Source organism: Dyella sp. PARNA 12/25 (genome assembly GCF_055702865.1).
Map to the genome: position 1 here is coordinate 327,970 of NZ_JBVQCI010000004.1, position 17,174 is coordinate 345,143.

General features: G+C 59.1%; 12 protein-coding genes. 5 read left to right on the top strand and 7 right to left on the bottom strand.

Annotated elements, in window-relative coordinates; all coding sequences use genetic code 11:
- Positions 1-45 precede the first annotated feature (45 nt).
- The 3 genes from AC0GUR_RS11710 to AC0GUR_RS11720 all read left to right on the top strand — a co-directional run bounded on the left by AC0GUR_RS11710 (position 46) and on the right by AC0GUR_RS11720 (position 4,130).
- On the top strand, positions 46-1,503 hold the full coding sequence (locus tag AC0GUR_RS11710) for a sugar porter family MFS transporter (RefSeq protein ID WP_472877650.1): 1,458 nt from the start codon (positions 46-48) through the stop codon (positions 1,501-1,503).
- Positions 1,504-1,638: 135 nt separating this feature from the next.
- Positions 1,639-3,051: an APC family permease gene (locus AC0GUR_RS11715; RefSeq protein WP_472877651.1), complete on the top strand. Its 1,413-nt coding sequence runs from the start codon at positions 1,639-1,641 to the stop codon at positions 3,049-3,051.
- A 707-nt stretch (positions 3,052-3,758) separates the two neighbouring features.
- Positions 3,759-4,130 (top strand): SLOG family protein, encoded by a 372-nt coding sequence (locus tag AC0GUR_RS11720; protein WP_472877652.1) that lies wholly within the window; start codon positions 3,759-3,761, stop codon positions 4,128-4,130.
- 437 nt (positions 4,131-4,567) lie between these two features.
- Here the strand turns inward: AC0GUR_RS11720 and AC0GUR_RS11725 are convergent, their stop codons facing one another.
- Entirely contained in the window at positions 4,568-6,778 is a 2,211-nt protein-coding gene (locus tag AC0GUR_RS11725; RefSeq protein WP_472877653.1) for a hypothetical protein, read from the bottom strand.
- A gap of 292 nt (positions 6,779-7,070) precedes the next feature.
- Positions 7,071-8,180, bottom strand: coding sequence for a protein-glutamine glutaminase family protein (locus AC0GUR_RS11730; RefSeq protein ID WP_472877654.1), 1,110 nt, complete (start codon positions 8,178-8,180; stop codon positions 7,071-7,073).
- A gap of 705 nt (positions 8,181-8,885) precedes the next feature.
- Here AC0GUR_RS11730 and AC0GUR_RS11735 point away from each other — a divergent pair.
- Together AC0GUR_RS11735 and AC0GUR_RS11740 are read left to right on the top strand one after the other, a co-directional pair.
- Positions 8,886-9,773 carry a hypothetical protein gene (locus AC0GUR_RS11735; RefSeq protein ID WP_472877655.1) on the top strand — a complete coding sequence of 296 codons (888 nt, stop codon included), beginning with the start codon at positions 8,886-8,888 and terminating at the stop codon, positions 9,771-9,773.
- Positions 9,770-10,102: a hypothetical protein gene (locus tag AC0GUR_RS11740; protein ID WP_472877656.1), complete on the top strand. Its 333-nt coding sequence runs from the start codon at positions 9,770-9,772 to the stop codon at positions 10,100-10,102. Before AC0GUR_RS11735 ends, AC0GUR_RS11740 begins: the two co-directional genes overlap by 4 nt.
- 502 nt (positions 10,103-10,604) lie before the next feature.
- On the opposite strand, the gene AC0GUR_RS11745 is transcribed toward AC0GUR_RS11740, so the two are convergent.
- The 5 genes from AC0GUR_RS11745 to AC0GUR_RS11765 form a co-directional block, all read right to left on the bottom strand.
- Positions 10,605-12,776 carry a hypothetical protein gene (locus tag AC0GUR_RS11745; protein ID WP_472877657.1) on the bottom strand — a complete coding sequence of 724 codons (2,172 nt, stop codon included), beginning with the start codon at positions 12,774-12,776 and terminating at the stop codon, positions 10,605-10,607.
- On the bottom strand, positions 12,769-13,899 hold the full coding sequence (locus tag AC0GUR_RS11750) for a tyrosine-type recombinase/integrase (RefSeq protein WP_472877658.1): 1,131 nt from the start codon (positions 13,897-13,899) through the stop codon (positions 12,769-12,771). The genes AC0GUR_RS11745 and AC0GUR_RS11750 overlap by 8 nt, the downstream gene beginning before the upstream one ends.
- A 190-nt stretch (positions 13,900-14,089) precedes the next feature.
- Positions 14,090-14,659 (bottom strand): single-stranded DNA-binding protein, encoded by a 570-nt coding sequence (gene ssb, locus AC0GUR_RS11755; RefSeq protein WP_472877659.1) that lies wholly within the window; start codon positions 14,657-14,659, stop codon positions 14,090-14,092.
- 247 nt (positions 14,660-14,906) lie between these two features.
- Positions 14,907-16,235: an MFS transporter gene (locus tag AC0GUR_RS11760; protein ID WP_472877660.1), complete on the bottom strand. Its 1,329-nt coding sequence runs from the start codon at positions 16,233-16,235 to the stop codon at positions 14,907-14,909.
- A gap of 42 nt (positions 16,236-16,277) precedes the next feature.
- Positions 16,278-17,174 carry a peptidylprolyl isomerase gene (locus tag AC0GUR_RS11765; protein ID WP_472877661.1) on the bottom strand — a complete coding sequence of 299 codons (897 nt, stop codon included), beginning with the start codon at positions 17,172-17,174 and terminating at the stop codon, positions 16,278-16,280.

The window sequence follows — 17,174 nt, forward strand, 5'->3', positions numbered from 1 at the left end:
AGCCACACCCGCCGTCGCCATCCACTAGCCCTAGGATCGTCCCTGATGAATGCCGTAGCGACACCCTCGATCAGTCTCGCCCGTACCGCGGCGGTATTCACCTGCATTCTTGCCGCGCTCGCCGGACTTATGTTCGGCCTGGATATCGGCGTGATCTCGGGCGCTACGCCCTTCATCCAGAAAGAGTTCCAGGTCTCCGATCACATGATCGAGTGGATCGTCAGCGCGATGATGCTCGGTGCGGCGGTGGGCGCACTCGGCGCATCGTGGATGTCGGCCATGCTGGGGCGAAAACGCTCGCTGATCCTCGGCGCGCTGTTGTTTGTGGCCGGCTCGCTGCTCTGCGGTGGTGCGGGCTCTGCACAGATGCTGGTGGCCGCACGCTTCGTTCTTGGCCTTGCCATTGGTATCGCCACCTTCACGGCACCGCTGTATCTGGCCGAGGTGGCACCTGAGAAAATTCGTGGCGCAATGATCTCGCTGTATCAGCTGATGATCACCATCGGCATTCTGGTCGCATTCCTCTCCGACACTGCCTTCAGCTACACCGGCAACTGGCGCTGGATGCTCGGCATCATCGCCATTCCGGGTGCGCTGTTCCTGCTTGGCCTCTTTTTTCTTCCCGACAGCCCGCGCTGGCTGATGATGCGCGGCCGCACCCAGCACGCCAAAGAGGTGCTGTGCCGCCTGCGCGGCGATGAAGGCCAGGCGAATCGCGAACTGGCGGATATCGCCGAGCAGCTCAGCACACCGCAGCGTGGCTGGCATCTGTTTCAGGAGAATGCCAACTTCCGCCGCTCGGTGGGCCTTGGCGTGCTGCTGCAGCTGATGCAACAGTTCACCGGCATGAACGTGGTGATGTACTACGCGCCGCGCATCTTCCAGAACATGGGCTACGACGAGCATGCACAGCTGTGGTTCACCGCTATCGTCGGCCTGACCAATGTGCTCGCCACGTTCATCGCGATTGGCCTGGTCGACCGGCTCGGGCGCAAGCCGATTCTTTACACCGGCTTTGCAGTGATGGCCGTGGGGCTTGGCGTGGTGGGCGCGATGATGAATGCCGGCATTGCAACGCATGCGCAGCAGCTGTTCACCGTGGGCATGTTGCTGACCTTCATCGTCGGCTTCGCCATGTCGGCAGGCCCGCTGATCTGGACGCTCTGCTCGGAAGTTCAGCCATTGAAGGGCCGCGATTTCGGCATCGGCTGCTCCACCTTCACCAACTGGATCGCCAACATGATCGTGGGCGCGACCTTTCTGTCGCTACTCAACGGTATCGGCACCGGCGCCACGTTCTGGCTCTACGGTGCGCTAAACCTGGTTTTCATTGCGCTCACCTTCTGGCTGGTGCCCGAGACCAAGGGCGTCACGCTGGAACAAATCGAGCGCAACCTGATGGCCGGCCTGCCGCTGCGCAGTATCGGCACGCCGCCCGCCACGTCACACGCATCCGCGCCGCATCGCATGGACGCGCACGCCACCTCGCAGGAGAGTGCCTAAGCGTGGCTAACAAAACGACGGCGCCTCAGGCTCGTCATTCCGGCGTGGGCCCGGATAACGTCCCATAGGTTTGTTAGCGGCTCTAAGTCCCCGATACCCGAACGCCCCCGCTCCCCTGCTGAGGAAGGTCGCACCATGGCTGCAACGACGATGGACAGGGATGAACCAAAACTCCGTCGCGTTCTCGGCACGTGGGATCTGATTCTCTTCAACATCGTGGCCATCGTCGCGTTGCGATGGCTATCGGTGGCGGCGCAGGTTGGCCCCTCCAGCCTGCTGCTGTGGTTGCTGGGGCTGGTCGGCTTCTTCGTTCCGCTGGCACTCGCCGTGCTTGACCTGAGTGCGCGCATTCCGGGGGAAGGCGGTCTCTATCTTTGGACCAAGGCGGCGTTCGGCGACCTACATGGCTTTATTGCCGGGTGGACCTACTGGGTTTCCAACCTCGCCTATTTCCCCACCGCACTGTTGTTCAGTGCCGGCATCTTTCTGCACGTCGGCGGCGATCGTTGGCTGCAGCACGCCAACGACAGTGGCTACAACCTGCTCTATTGCCTGCTCGTGCTGTGGACCGCGACAGGCCTGGGCATTCTTGGCCTTGAGCGGGCGAAGTGGCTGCAGAACATCGGCGGCATCGCCACCTGGACCGCCGCGGCTCTGATTCTCGGCGGCGGTGCACTCGCACTGTTTCGGTTCGGCAGCGCGACCGCTTTCACCGTTGCCAAGCTGACGCCCGACTTCGGACAGCTGTCGACGTTTTCCAGTCTCGCCACCATTGCCCTTGCCTTTCAGGGGCTCGAGTTGGGCCCCATCATGGGCGGCGAAATCAGGGACCCGTCGCGACAGATTCCGCGCGCCACCATCATTTCCTGCTTTGTGATCGCGGCCATCTATATCGCAGGCACGACGTCACTGCTGGTCGCCCTGCCCGCCTCCACCATCGACATCATCAGCGGTATTCCGCAGGCGTTGTCCGCCATTGGCGAGCGTGCACACCTGCCGTGGTTCGGCTCGATCACCGCCGCCTTCGTTACCCTGGGCACCATTGGCGGCATTACCGCATGGATCACCGCCACGGCCCGCCTGCCTTTCGTGGTCGGCCTGGATCGCTATTTGCCCGCGGCGCTTGGCCGTCTGCATCCGCGCTTTGAGACACCGCATGTGGCGCTACTCATCCAGGGCGTGCTGACCTCGTTGATGCTGGTGGCGGCGCTTTCCGGCGCAACCATCCACGAGGCGTACATCATCCTCATCGACATGACCGCCATCATGTCCCTGCTCCCATTAACCTACATCCTGCTCGCGTATCCGCTGCTGCGCCGACGCGCTGCACGCACAGATGCCACAGCAACCGCATCACCACTCGGCGCCACCGCCGCGCTAGTTGCCGGCTGCACCGGCTTCGCGTTTGTCGCGCTCGCCATCATCACATCGACGATTCCGCCAGCCGGCACCAACACCACGCTCTTTCTTTGCAAAGTGGTGGGCGGCTCGGCGTTCCTGATCAGCATCGGCCTGGTGTTCTACTGGCGTCGCCGACATCGGCCATAAAAAACCCCGAGCATGTCGGGGGCCTGGATCGGGCGCGAATGCGTCCAAAAAGTATCGGCAATCGCTGACAGGCAATGTGCCGTCCTTTTGCTAACGTCGAGTTGTCACTCGTGGGGGCTCTTGCAGCACTTGGGCGAGTGACCATGACCTTGGGTCATGAGGCGCGGGCCGAGAGTGTAAGAGCACTCCCGACCCGCTAACCATAACCAACTTATGTAGAGTTGATGATGGCTGTCCACGATCATACGACATGCATTCGCGTGCCACTTCCCGGTGGCAGCGGTTCTTCGGCATGTGCCGGCGGCGAGCTAGCCGCTAGCCGGGCCGCGTCCCACCCTCCTTTGGGTGACCCGATCCACACGGCGTCTGCGGTACGGGCCAAGGTGCGTAGGCACCGAGGCCACCGGCGCAAACCTGGTGTGGCTCCACAGGGTCTGCTGGCCCAGCCGGCGGCGCAGCTGCCCTCCGGTGACATGAAGGCCGCATTCGAGAGAGTGATTCGATGTCTCGAACACGCGGCCTCTGGGGTAAAACTCTCACCCACCGTCGCAACCTAAGCACGTCTCTGATCGCCCCCGTGGCGCATCGGAGCTAGGTTCGGTGCGCCATCCTTCGGGCTTCATTGACGCTTGAATTAGGCATGCGCCTACACGATTCAGCGATGACGCTGAGTCGCTGCTTCGCCGTGCCCGACAGGAAAATCAGCCATGTCCAAGACCCATCCGGTCGTGCTCGTCTGCGGTGCCAGCGACTACGACAACGTACACGTGATGCACCGCGTACTCGACACCCACGCCATCTCCCTGTTGATCGTCGGCGACCGATCGGGCGCGGATAAGCTGGCGCGACGCTGGGCCGAAAGGACCGGCATGCATTACACCCAAGTGTCTGCACTCGAACGGCTAGCCGATAGCCCACAACGTTGGCGAAACCTGCTGATCGGCTTGTTGCAGCCTGATCTTGTGCTCGCCTTTCGCGGCGATGACACATCCCACCTGATGGTGGATGCGGCGCTCGCCACCGGCATCCCCGTCGAGACTATCAATGACGATGACCATTGGCGTCCGTTGCCTAAATAGCTTGTTCGACACATCGGGAGCGATCCACTCCGCCCTTTTCTTTAGAAAGGTGATGGGGCCGGCGTGGGCACGTTGTGTGTGCCCGACTCGGCCGGTCCATCCGAATTCGACACACCGTGATCACTACCGTTGTCACCCACCGGATTCGCATCAGGCAGCAAAGCAATGCGCGTGCAGAACTTATTTGCGGTACCAGTTCAGCGTCGACATGCCAACCCTCGCGCCGAGGCTGCGCATCGGTTGAAACGTCATGTAAGGACGTTGTGCCTGAGAACGCGCACAGACGCTTCTCAACAGCCACTTAAACTGTATGAACATACTTGTGACCCCAACAGTGGCTACTCCCTTAGTGAGCACAAGGTGGGCAAAGCCCCGTACGCCGTGCCCATGCGTCGCGTCCACGCGGGCACGCTGCGCTTTGCCCACCCTTGCTTGCTTCAGGTATTGCTTAGTGCAAACGCTTTGACATCGGATGCGTCGTATCCGCTTTGCAAGCGGTAGGTGCCATCGGTTGCCAGGGCATGCACATACAGATTCTCGGAGAAGGCCGCCTGGGGGCAGGAGCCGAGCAGCTGCTGCACCGACACATCCTGGGTGAAAAGCCCTCCGCTCAGGGTGAAGCCGTCAATGCTCGACAACACATAGCCGCCGGCGGACACGCCGGTGGAGACGGTGTTGTTGCCCTTAATGACACCAAAGTTGAACGTGGCGAAATTGCGCGGATGCGAGGCATTGAAACTGATGCGCACGCCCTGAGCCAGGCTCGTGTATTTGATAAAGCCGCACTTGCCCGACACCACCGGCGCCCCGTCCACATAAACCAGATGGCCCGCCCCATCGGTCAGCTCGACGTTCTGGATCACGGCGCTGCAAGGGGCGTTGTCGATGCGCACCTTGAACGACAGCGCGAGCGCATTGGCGGTATTGCCGGAATCGATGAGCAGGTCGCCATCGGGCGCGTTCACCGAGTTTCCGGCATTGCCGTAGTCAGACACTTGGAACACCGCCTTGGGCACCGCAACAACCTGGAACACGCCGGCGATCATGATCCCCAGTTCCAGGTCGAATCGATAGAGACCGTCATCCAGGGCGTGACTGTCGATGCTCGCACTCCAGAAGTCCGGGCTAGTCCATTGGATGGTCAAGGCCTTGTCGACGAGCGGGATCAGCGGTTCGTTGTAAATATCCCACTGCGGGATCCGGTAGCCGATGTCCTGGCCGCCACCCTCCGCGCCCAAGGTGATGGCGTGGGTCTCAAAATGGAACTGACCATTGCTCTGCGTGATCACGAAGTAACTCTTGGCGACCTGGCCGTTGATGACCTGGGGGGTTGCGCCGAAGATGTCGTTGAGGTTCGCGTCCTTGATCTGGGTGCGCTTCCAACGGTAATGGGTGACGCCGGCGGTTGGCAGTCCATCGCCGAAGAGCAGCTTGAAATTCAGGGTTCCGCCGAAGGGGCTGATTCGATGCGAATCGATAATGTCGGTGCAGCCGACGTTGAGCAGGCTCACCCCGCCCTGCACATTCACCCAGTTGCCGTCGTTTTGCTCGATATGCAACGCGGTGGCGCTTTCTCCGATCGACCTGAACCAGGCGAGTTCACCGTGCGCATTGATCCCACAGTCACACGGCATCACGCGCGAGTCGGTCACCTTGATGTTGATATCGGTGCCACAGGCGTAGTTCCACCATGTGTGGCATGGAAGCGCGGGACGGTACACCGTCACCCACTGGCCATTGATGTTGACCTCGACCCAGACATAGATGTTTAGCGGGCCGTCCTCGCTGAAAGTGTTTTCCCACATTTCGAAGTGACCATTGCAGTCGCTGTAGACGACGGTCTCTTCGTCGCAGGTGTAGAACCAGGGCCAATAGATGGGCCATAGGCAAAAGTACGGGTACAACAGCGCATGGTTGTCGTAGATCGCCTGGCGCACGGTCTCGACCGATCCTGAGGTAAGAGAGCGCAGGACGTGCGCCGGGATCTCCGGCAGTGCCGCCGACTTCGTCGCAAGCGACGCCACCGACGCCCGACGCAGGCCCGCGGAGGTAAAAGCCTGGCTGATCGGCCCGACCGGGTCGGGAATGGGGGGCGGCGCCACCTTGAGCTGGGACAGGCTGGCAAATTTGCCGCTGATTTCACCGATCACCCAGTCGGGGATCGGTCGATAGTAGATCGGGATGTGCGGAAACACGAACTCGGTTTCGACTTCGCAAATATGCACACGAGCATTGCATACGGGCAGGTTGACCGATTGCCCATCGATGAGGAAATCCTTGGTCAGGTGCCCCGTGATCAGGCAGTTGTACCAGGTCCACGGTTGCAGCACTGCGGAGGGAACGCGCAGCACATCGATGACATTTCCAGAGAAGTTCTGTACCACCTGATAGGCGCCTGCTTTGAGCAGGGCGCGCTCATCTAGCGTGCTGGCCGCCTCGCTCGGTACACCTTGCGCGATGTACAGCCTCGTTTGCCCTTCAAGCTCGGCCTTGGTGAACCTAAGGTTCGCCTGCAGTTGGTTGATGGGCGCCGACTCGACGACCTTGCCACGCCGGTCCACCACGTGCACATAGAGATTCGTCGCGTCCTTGGCGCCGGATTCCGCCGAAAATTGGATGATCACCGGCTTAAGTTCCTGGGTATTCATCGTCATACCTCCTGAATGTCGCCTACGCTGTTGAGGGTTCTTGGTGTTGCTCCTGGCTTTCGCAGACGCAACAGCCCGCACAAGGCAATTGATCAAATCGAATGGGGACTAAACGGCGGGGAATTGAGCCGCTTGCCAGCGTGCCGCGCGTACCTTTGCGACCATTTCTTTTGTGGATGCCCGTGCTTGACGGTGGTCCGGGCAGTGGACTGATGCAGGTAGAGATCTATCAAACCCCTATGTGATCTATTCGGAATCGCGTTGCATCACGTCCGCCCCGGAGCCGCTGGCGTTACGGGCAGTACGCATAAGGTGGTGGCCCTACCTGTAGCGACCTGGCCTGCAGCTTCAGTCGATAGGTCGCGAGCACTTGATCAGTTTGTGCATAAGTAGGGTCCGTTTGACCCCAGAAGAAGTCCGAAGCGTCGGAACTTGTCAGCGTCGCATTGGGATCGCCTTGCACACCTTTCCAGGTTGCCTCTGTCACGGGTGTGGTGAACAGCGACGGGTCGATAACCATGGTCTGCGACTGAAAGAACCCGGGACCGCGGACACACAATGTCGGCGCCACATGCCAGCCCCACTGCACGTGGCAGTTAGGGTTGTTTCTCGTGTTGACGTACAAGCTGCCTTGAATCCACACCTTGGACGGATTCAGGCCCATTGCAATCATGAGACGGCACATTTGGTGGGCTCGTCCCCAGCAACCATCGTCGGGATACAAGAACGGAATACACGGCGGAGGTACCTGCAACGGATCGCATGTGGTGGCATTCATGGCGTCGAACACGGTTTGCGCTTTGCTGCCCGAGATGCAACACCAGCAGGGCCACCATGGCCAGAAGCGGCGCAACCACACGCCCAGCCTCCAACGCAACGGAGGCTCTGGCACGAACCCGGGCTTAACGAAAGGGGGGCGTTGCTCATCGGGTGCCGGTGCGAAATCGCGCACTTCGATGACGTCGTGTTTGTCTGTTTCGACGACGATGACTGTCTGCTCCGAACGCGCTGCCTCGCGCAGCTTGCGCTCGAGAATCTCGTAGTCGGCATGGTCCCGTCGCAGCACGTGGCGTGCGTGCGATTGTTCAAGTTCAACGCTCAATCCCTCATCACCTGCTTCTCGAACAGCGACAACCCTCGTGACATAGGGGATCAAGAGCAGCACTATTTTGTCTGTCTGCGGATCGATCTCCAGGTAGACCGGGTGGCGAAGCTTGCTCAACCCGAGAAATATCTCCGCAAATCCGGGCGAACGCGGATCATCTGGATCGAGTCGAAGGCGCTGCCCGTTTTCCAATTCAACTGACAGGCCGGCTTCTTCCCGCAACAACGCTCTCGGATCGCGCTCGAGCGGCGGTGAAAAGCGAGCGACTCGTGAAACGGTGGCGTTGGGATTAGGCATAGCGACCTCCCACTTTCATTCGTGAAGCACGGCGGCATGGTTGGCCGGCGCGTCCATTCACTCATCCGTAGCTGCCGATGCCTACCGCCCAACATGGATGGCGAAGGCATGCCATTCGACGATGTCAGCGTTGCCGCCCTCGACAAGCGAGGGCGCTGCGGCCAAGCGGCTGTACATCACAGCCATGACGCCACGGAGGCCGATCTTCCGCAGCTCTTTCCCCGCTGCAATTGCCCAAAAGGTCTACGTTTAACTACGTGGAAATCCGCGCCTTTGTCAGCATCCGGCGCACATCACAACATGGTTGATCGATGGAGTTTAATCAGTTCATTTCTCGGCGCATGTTCGCCATACAGCTGCGATGTCAACGCCTGAGCCGATAGTGAAGTATGGGTGACGCGCGCGGATCGCTTACTCGCAACGCTCGATACGTCTCCATCATCACGTTGCGCACTTGCATCGCATTACATGCCCAAAGAACTACCCACTGCTCGTCCTTACATCCAACGGCTTATGGAAGTGCCACCCTCTTCCGTTCATTGTGCCGCGTCGCCAGATAACGATCGGCGTTTCTTGCCGATTTCCACAAAGGCAACCATCCCAAGTTCACTGTCTATGTGACAGTTGACACACCGGGCACCAAGCAACACCTGGTTCCAACTGAACGAGCCAGTGACGCAGTAACCGCGCACAGGACTAACGATCATGGCGCTTCGCATTACGGTAGATATGTTCAGCGGCAGACCCAATCCCGTCGTCATGCTCGACGACCGCGAAGCAGCCGAGCTGCTTAAACGATTACAACCGGCTGAGAAACTTCGGGCGCGCGAAGCGACACCGCCGCCAGAGTCGATCCTTGGTTATCGCGGACTGATCGTCGAGCAGACCGGCAAGACGATCAGCCGCGAGCTACCTGCGATATTTCGAGTGATTGATGGTCGCTTGTTTGGGCGCAAACTGGCGCATCACACCGCTGATCCCTTTGTCGAAGATTTCGTATGCGGGACTCACGGACCGATCCGACGTTTGCCGCTCGGCAGGAACGTCCTGGATTTGCTGCGCAAAGACATTGAGAACCATCGAGGCATCAAATGGAAATGGCCACCAACCCGCTGGCCCGTTCGGCACACGTGTGAATGCGCCCCGCTCTACGAGCCTACGTGGTGGAACGACGCGGCAGCCGGTGGCGCGAAGCAGTTCCACAACAACTGCTACAACTACTCCACCAATGACCGCACCGATACGTTCGCCCAGCCCGGTCTCGCTTCAGGCCTGATGTATCCATTTCCCATCGCTTGCGCGGGCGTGCGCGCGGCTGCGATCCGTGATGACCTCATTGATTCACCAGGCGCCAATAATCGCTGCCCGAAAGAAGGGCATCTGGTTGCGCTTGTTGTCGCACCAGGAGTGGACTTCCATTGGTACCGCAGGGGTCGCAACGGTCTATGGACGCATAAGCCCGGCGGCACACCGGTAACGAATGTCGATAACAGCGGCCACCTCATCACAGACCCGCGCACAGCCGACCGCGGTATCTATACTGACTTCTGTACTTTCATGACCGTCATGCACGGGCACATCAAGATCCAATGAAGCGAGAGAAGGTCTGGACGGCCGGGGCCATGATGTTCTCTGGCCGACCTGATCCAACCTGGCAACTGACACCGGCAATGGCTCACCAGTTCGAGGCGTTGTGGGATGCCTTGGAGCCACTGCAGGGCACGGCGCCATCACCCGCGCCGCTCGGCTATCGCGGCTGTTTCGTGAGCGATGGCGCCCAGCGGCGCTGGCACATGTTTGGTGGCGCGGCGACGCTAACCGCACCGAGCGGCAGCGACGCTCGTCGCGACCATGACCGGGCTGTCGAGCACTTTGTCATCCAGTCAGCGCCGCACGGTCTGCCGGACGAGCATTCAAAGTAAACATCGACGAGAAAATGGTCGGCCTCAAATGAGAACCCCCCGAAAGATCGGGGGGTTCTCAAAAGCCGGACGGATGCGTTCCAAGGTATGTCTTAGAACGGTTCTTTGTACCTGAGAGTAGCCTCGATTCTGCATAGAGCAAGGCTACAGGCCAAATTAAGGACCCAAAACCTCACGGCGGAGCCCAATCTCGTCAATTTCTGAGGATCTCGACCGGCCAAACGCGACACACCCCGCTTCAAAGCTTCTTGGCCGAACGCTCGGCATCCTTCCTATCCACCAATGTCCGCATGGGGTCGAACGCAGACTTTCCGGCAATGCTCGACACGCCTGCCTTGAACATAGTGTTCTGTAGTGAAGTTTCACGAATGCTTCTTCCGCCGAGGCGGCAGTAGGTGTTCCACGTTTGGGTGTGTTTGGATCAGTGCCCACGTACGATCAATGAATAAGCGAGAGCCGCTCCAAAACGCCGGCGCCTGGCTTCGAAATGTGGCCAAACAATTCAATCAAGAAAGATACCAATCGTTTCCGGGCGCCCGGTCTGACAGTAGTACATCGTCTCCATCAGGGGCGACTCGTCATCGATGGTGGCTTGAATATCAATGATCGGGCGACGCATTGCTCGTGACATGCGACGCAGAAGACGCCGGTACCACGCAGGGTGCAAAAGATTAATGTCGTGGTTTGCCCTGTCACCTATGCGGACGAACATCGACCTATCCATCCACTGCTTTTCTTCGATGAAGAACCTCATAAGATCCGTTACGTAGCTCATTCTTAGAAAAGTACTGATCAAAGTGCGCCACGTCAGAAAGTTCTTGTCCAGCCGTTTAAGCACTGGAAGAAAACTGTCGATCCGGTAGAGGAGTCGGGCAACAAAGATTCCAGAGCTAATTGCATTCACAGGAAGAAATGTCCCGATTACCGTGATTGCTCCGGACCTAATGAGGCCATTGGCCACCGAGGCATGCGACCCCGCTAGTGAAAATGTGGAACACGCACTGAGTATCACTATCGGGGGAATCCGCGCAACATGCGCGAGATTCCAGACATCAACTTTCTCAGAACCCATCATCAACCAGCCATGGCCGTCATCGCCCCCATGCCCGCCATGGCAATCGAACACGACAAGTGCTCCCCGAAACCCGTTGAGAGCCGCGATCAACTCATCCTGATTTGCAACATCGACAAATGTTGTCCTTACCCGCGTGAGTTTGAAACCATCAACGGCAATGTCCAACGCATGCCGGATGGGATCATTGTTTCTAAAGGAACGAATAATCAGGACCTCAGCCAGCGCGCTCGACGGAAGGATGGTGAGCCCTGCATGGACGCACTGCGCGAGCATCAAGTTTCCCGGCGTCATTCCAATGCGGGATAGCTCATGACGGATCATCAGCGGTAGGCCATCTACTCGTATCCATTCGAGCGGCGCGTCTGACACAAGTGTAATGGCCTCGGTGCGCAATCGAAGGTCATCTAACATGCGCGGATGAATCTCCGCATGCAGGTCTCTGATGAGCTTTAAATAGTTCCGCTGTAAGAGTTGCCGGCCACGGGGATCCGTACGGTCAGCGTGTCGCTCGATCTCCCGCAGAGTGGCGTTGTGAAGGTTGACTGAGTTCGGAAGCCGAAAGGCTGGCTGTAGTCCGTTTGCGGCGAGTGCCCCGACGCCCGACGCAGTGAGGAGAAGTTCGACCTGCCGCACGGTCAACATGGCGCTGGCGGTCTCATCCCCGTAGGGGTTGATAGTCTCAGAACCCTCGGATGTGAAGGTGAAGCCAGAGTATCCTGGGTTCCGGAACACCCCATCTTTGATTAGGTCTCGTAGCTCTCGAGATCGGATCCTGCGAAGCAGGTTGTTCCAAAAGGCGCTGCCGAACGCATACAGATGGCGCGCGATCGACGGTGCGTAGAGGATTGCATCGGTGGAGGAGTCGCCAATCAGTTCTCGCGCTCGGTCGGAAGAATCAAGGATCGCCTCGACGTAGGAACCCTTGATATCTGGTCGAATGCGATCGAAGCCTGCATAGGCGTAGCCTAAGGACTCCGCCAAGGTCTCGTTAGGTCGGGTGACACCAGCTACACGTGATGGATGCCTGCCCTCTTGGAATGGATCTCTAAGATTCAAAGCCAAGATCTCTTCGTGGCTTACAGATGTAAGTTGCGCGAGAAGCGCAGCGCGAATTGCCGAGTCGAGAAGCTGGGCAGGATGTCCCTGCCACCCCTCTAGTGCCACCGCGCCCTCGACTGTTGCCGTCGTCACGAAGATGGGACGCGGGTCCTCTGCAATGCCTAGTGCGATCTCGATCTGAGCAGGCAGGCCAAGGATGATCGAGATGACCTTCTTCGTCCTTGGTCTCCTCTGCAGTTCCAGGAAAGATGGCATGCCCACTATCTCTGCGCGTTTGCCAGAAACTCCACGCCGCAAACGAGGCAGTGCTTCGGGGGGCGCAAAGATCTCCACGGGTGAAGCGGGTAACACGGAGAGCAACCGGATCAGATCACAGAACGCCGGATTGGCAATATCGCTGCTGAAGCCTTGGAACGGCGTATGCGCTTCGTCACTCGCAGGGGTCAGGAGCCAATAGCTGAGCGACGGAAGTTCAGAAGCCGAATCGCCGGGGTCGCCACCTTCCACACTGGTCATATTGTTCAGGAGATCGTCATCCATGAAGGCTATTAAGATGGCAGAAGAGCGGAATCGATCCTTCTCTCCAACCTTGTGCGTAAGACCGCATGGCCTCTTGCCTCTCCGGTGATGGTGGGTGCTCTTGCCTATCCATGTGCTGGGAAAAACGCTCGTTCCACCCATGACGAAGCAAGTGCCCATGAAGCCCCTCCAACTCAGGTGACGCCGCCGCAATCACCTTGATGATCTTTTGATAGCCTGAGATAGAAAGTGGCTGGCCTTGCGTTCTTCCGCTCTTGTGCGTCACGAGCAGATAATCATGCGTTCGCGCGCCAGGTACCTTGTTGCGATGCTTGACCACGTAGGTATGCAATTGATCGACCAACGTGTCGCGCAAGGGGATCCGGCGATCCAGAGTCTTGACCAGCGGCTGTCTCGCTCGCGGGTCCTTGCTTTCGTCGGGCCGGCGGGCAATCACGATCTGGTGGCGCCCCCAATCGATATCGCCGATTCGGATGTTGAGGAGCTCCCCGCCCCGGATTCCAAGATAGAACAACAAATCCACGATAAGCGCGTTTCTCACACGCAAACTGGGGCCACGAAATGGCGACCTCCCTCCCGCTGGATTAATGACCTCCTGAAGGGCCGCCACTTGCTCGGGGGTGGGACCATTTTTGACGACAGTCCTTCGCTTTCCTATCGGTCGTCGCCCAATCAAACCAGCGTGGACTGCTTTGATCCGGCGTGCGGCTGACTCATCAATGGCAGAGCCGAGCAGAGTGTTGGATAGCCATTGCACGTAGTTGGCGACATGCGTCAAACGTGAATATTCGCCACCGGCGCCGATCCGCTGGTTTACGCGGCTCCGTCGAGATCGCCCCACCGTGGCGTCATCCTGCTTACTGAACCGCTTCTGGCACTCGTCCCTTATTGCGTCCATCTCCGGGGAGCTGAAGAAACGACGTACCCTGATCCGCTTCTCCAGATCGATGCCGCGTTTAGCGCAATAGGTCATTAGCACGTTGATAGCTGCGGCAGCCGCATCCATGCTGGCCACCGATTTCGACGCATTTCTCAGCTGCGTCGTGAGGAAGAGATTCGGGTAGTAAGGGGGTACCCCCGAATCTGGATCAACCAGCAGACGGTATCTCTCACCATCTGCCATGACGAAGCCTTGCGTTCGATATCTACGCCGCATCCCCGCCTCCATTGCTCGCAACACTTTTCAAGGTGCAGCTTAGGCGAGGAAGCCGGCCAAGAACTGACGTTTATTTGTCCAGTTTTGAAAAGAAAAAACCCCCGAAAGATCGGGGGTTTAGAGTCATAAACCGAACAAATGCGGTCTAAGGTGCATCCTAGAACGGAATATCGTCGTCGTCGAAGCTGTTGTTCTGCACCGGCGGTGCGGACTGGCGCTGCTGATTGCCGTAATCGTCGCCACCGCGCGAGCCGCCACCGTAGTTGTCGCCTCCGCCACGGGACTGGCCGCCGCCGTAGCCGCCGCCACCCTGGCGCTGCTGACCGCCGCCACCGCCCTGCGAGCGCTGGAAGTTGCCACCGCCGCCGCCACCGCCCGCGCCACCATCCGAGCCGCCGCCGAGCATCTGCATCTCGTTGGCGATGATGTCGGTACTGAAGCGCTCGACGCCGTCCTTGTCGGTGTATTTGTCGGTGCGCAGGGAGCCTTCGATATAAACCTGACGACCCTTCTTGAGGTATTCGCCAGCGATTTCAGCGAGGCGGCCGAACAGCTTCACGCGATGCCACTCGGTGCGCTCCTGCTTTTCGCCGCTCTGCTTGTCGGTCCAGTTCTCGGAAGTGGCAATACGGATGCTGGTGATAGCCGTGCCGTTGCCGGTGTAGCGGGTTTCGGGGTCCGCGCCGAGATTGCCGACGATAATGACTTTGTTGACGCCGCGTGCCATGGATTTGATGTCCTCTGTGAGCCGGCGCTGCGTTCTTGGGCAGTCAGCACCGGGATGGTTGATCAAGGGGGCATGATAACCGCGACAGCCCCCGAAAGCAGTCGCAGGCTGGGGCCGTACGGGTAGCGCACGCCCACAGCCTGCTGGTTTGCCTTACCGCTCAATAACTTGCCAAATCGCCGTCTCAAGCGCCCGCCCCGGGGCGGGCTCAGGCCTTCTCAAGCACCCCATCGGCGGCCGTCGCAGCCTATCCCGAACCCTCGGCCCGGACCCGTGCCGCGGCTTTCATGATCTCGGGAAGGTCCGTATCGCCTTCGATCTGCGGAAAACGCTTGCGCTCCATGCGGCGTATGGCGGCGTGCATCCAGATCAGGGAGATCGCCACGATCAGGAACAGCAGCATAAAGCAGCTGGTCCAAATGCCGATGAGATCGTTGAGGGCACCGAAGGCAATGGGAAGGATGAAACCTCCCAAGCCTCCGATCATGCCAACCACGCCACCCACCGACCCGACATGGCTTGGGTAGTAAACCGGAATGTGTTTGTAGACCGCGGCCTTGCCAAGCGACATGAAGAAGCCGAGCACGAACACCAGGGCGGTAAACAACACCATGCCTACGGCCAGGTGGAAGGTGATGTCAGCCTTGATGCCTTTCACGAGGTACTGCGTATCCGGATAGGCGAGCAAAAAGGTGCAAAGGGTTGCGACACCGAAGGTCCAGTACATCACTCGCCGTGCGCCGACGCGATCGGACAGCCAACCGCCCATGATGCGGAACAAGCTTCCTGGAATGGAGTAACAAGCAGCAATGACCCCTGCCGTTCTTATATCCAGACCGTACGCCCCGACGAGATAGCGCGGCAACCAAAGTGATAGCGCGACAAAGCCACCGAACACAAAGAAGTAATAGAGCGAGAACCGCCATACCTGCACGTTCTTCAGCGGCGCCATCTGCTCGCTGAAGGGCATGGGCTTGCGCCCCGTGAGCCGCCGCTCAGCCAGTGATGGATCCTCCTGAGCAAACAGGTAGAACAGCACTGCGGTTACCGCCAGGCCAACGGCCCAAACACGGGCCACCATCGACCAACCCGCGGCGACCATCACCATCGGTGCCAGCAGCTTGGTCACGGCCGCACCGACGTTGCCCGCGCCAAACACACCTAGCGCCGTGCCCTGTCGTTTGGCCGGAAACCAGGTCGATACATAGGCGACACCCACGGAGAACGAACCGCCCGCGATACCTACGAACAAAGCAGCCAGCAGGAATTGTGGGTAGGTCTTCGCGTAACTGAGCACCCATGTGGCGACCGCGCCGCACAACATGACCAGGGTAAGAACCCGTCGCCCACCGTACTGGTCGGCCCAAATGCCCAACATAAGACGGATCAGAGAACCCGTGAGAATCGGCGTGGCAGCGAGCAGGCCAAACTGGGTGTCACTTAGACCCAATTGCTGCTTGATCTGCAAGCCGATAATCGAAAATATGGTCCACACCGCAAAACACACGGTGAAAGCAAATGTGCTTAACCACATCGCTCGTTGTTGCTGGCCCTTGGTAATGTTTCCGTGCTCCATGGTCTTGCTCCCTGGAAAGCCCGTGCTTTCCCTCGCCATCGCTCAACTTTTCTCTGCCAAGGCCTCAATCTCTTTCAGGCCTCGTACCCCGTAATGTTCCTGCAACTGCAATAGGTAGTGCTGCAGTTCGCTCTGCCGTAGCTGCAGCTCAAGGTAGTCAGCAATGCGTTCGCGAACATCTTCAAAAGGCAACGCGACGCCATGCTCCACCGCATCAACCGACACCACGTGGTAACCCCAGCGCGATTCCACGGGGAAGGCGGCAACTCCTTCCTTCAGTCGGAATACTTGGCGATCAAACTCGGGTGTTGTCTGGCCGCGCTGCAACCAACCAAGGTCGCCGCCGTCGGTTTTCGACGGACAATCGGAATAGCGATGTGCCAGATCGGCAAATAGCGATGGCCGTGTCTTTAACTCACTGATCAAGCGCTCGCTTCGCTCTCGCGCGTCAAGGCGAGCAGCCACATCGGTGGGCGGCGCCGCGACCAAGATATGCCGCACTCGAATACGATCGGGCGACCTGAACCGCTCTCGGTTCTGCTCGAAGTAACGCAGACAGTCCGATTCACTTGGCGCCCTGCTCTCCACCTCCCTTTCGATAAGCGTACGGATGCAGGCTTCTTCGTCGGATTCATGACTACCAGAATCCACTCCATCAGCGAGCGCAAGCCGTTCCACCTCAAGACGCAGCAGCTCACGCACGACCAGAGCACGCGCCGCGCCCGCCCGCGACTGCGTTGGAGACGCTGCGCGGTGATGTTGCATCTCCTGGGCAATCGCAGCTTCACTGATGGCAACATCGCCAACCCACAGATGGCACGGTGCCGGCTGTCCCACAGACCGAGGAAGACCATCTGAGCCGGCCTCAAAGTCATGTGAGGCGACATGGGACGAATCAACGAGAACCAGCGACAGTGCTGGCGAAGATTGCCGAGCCAT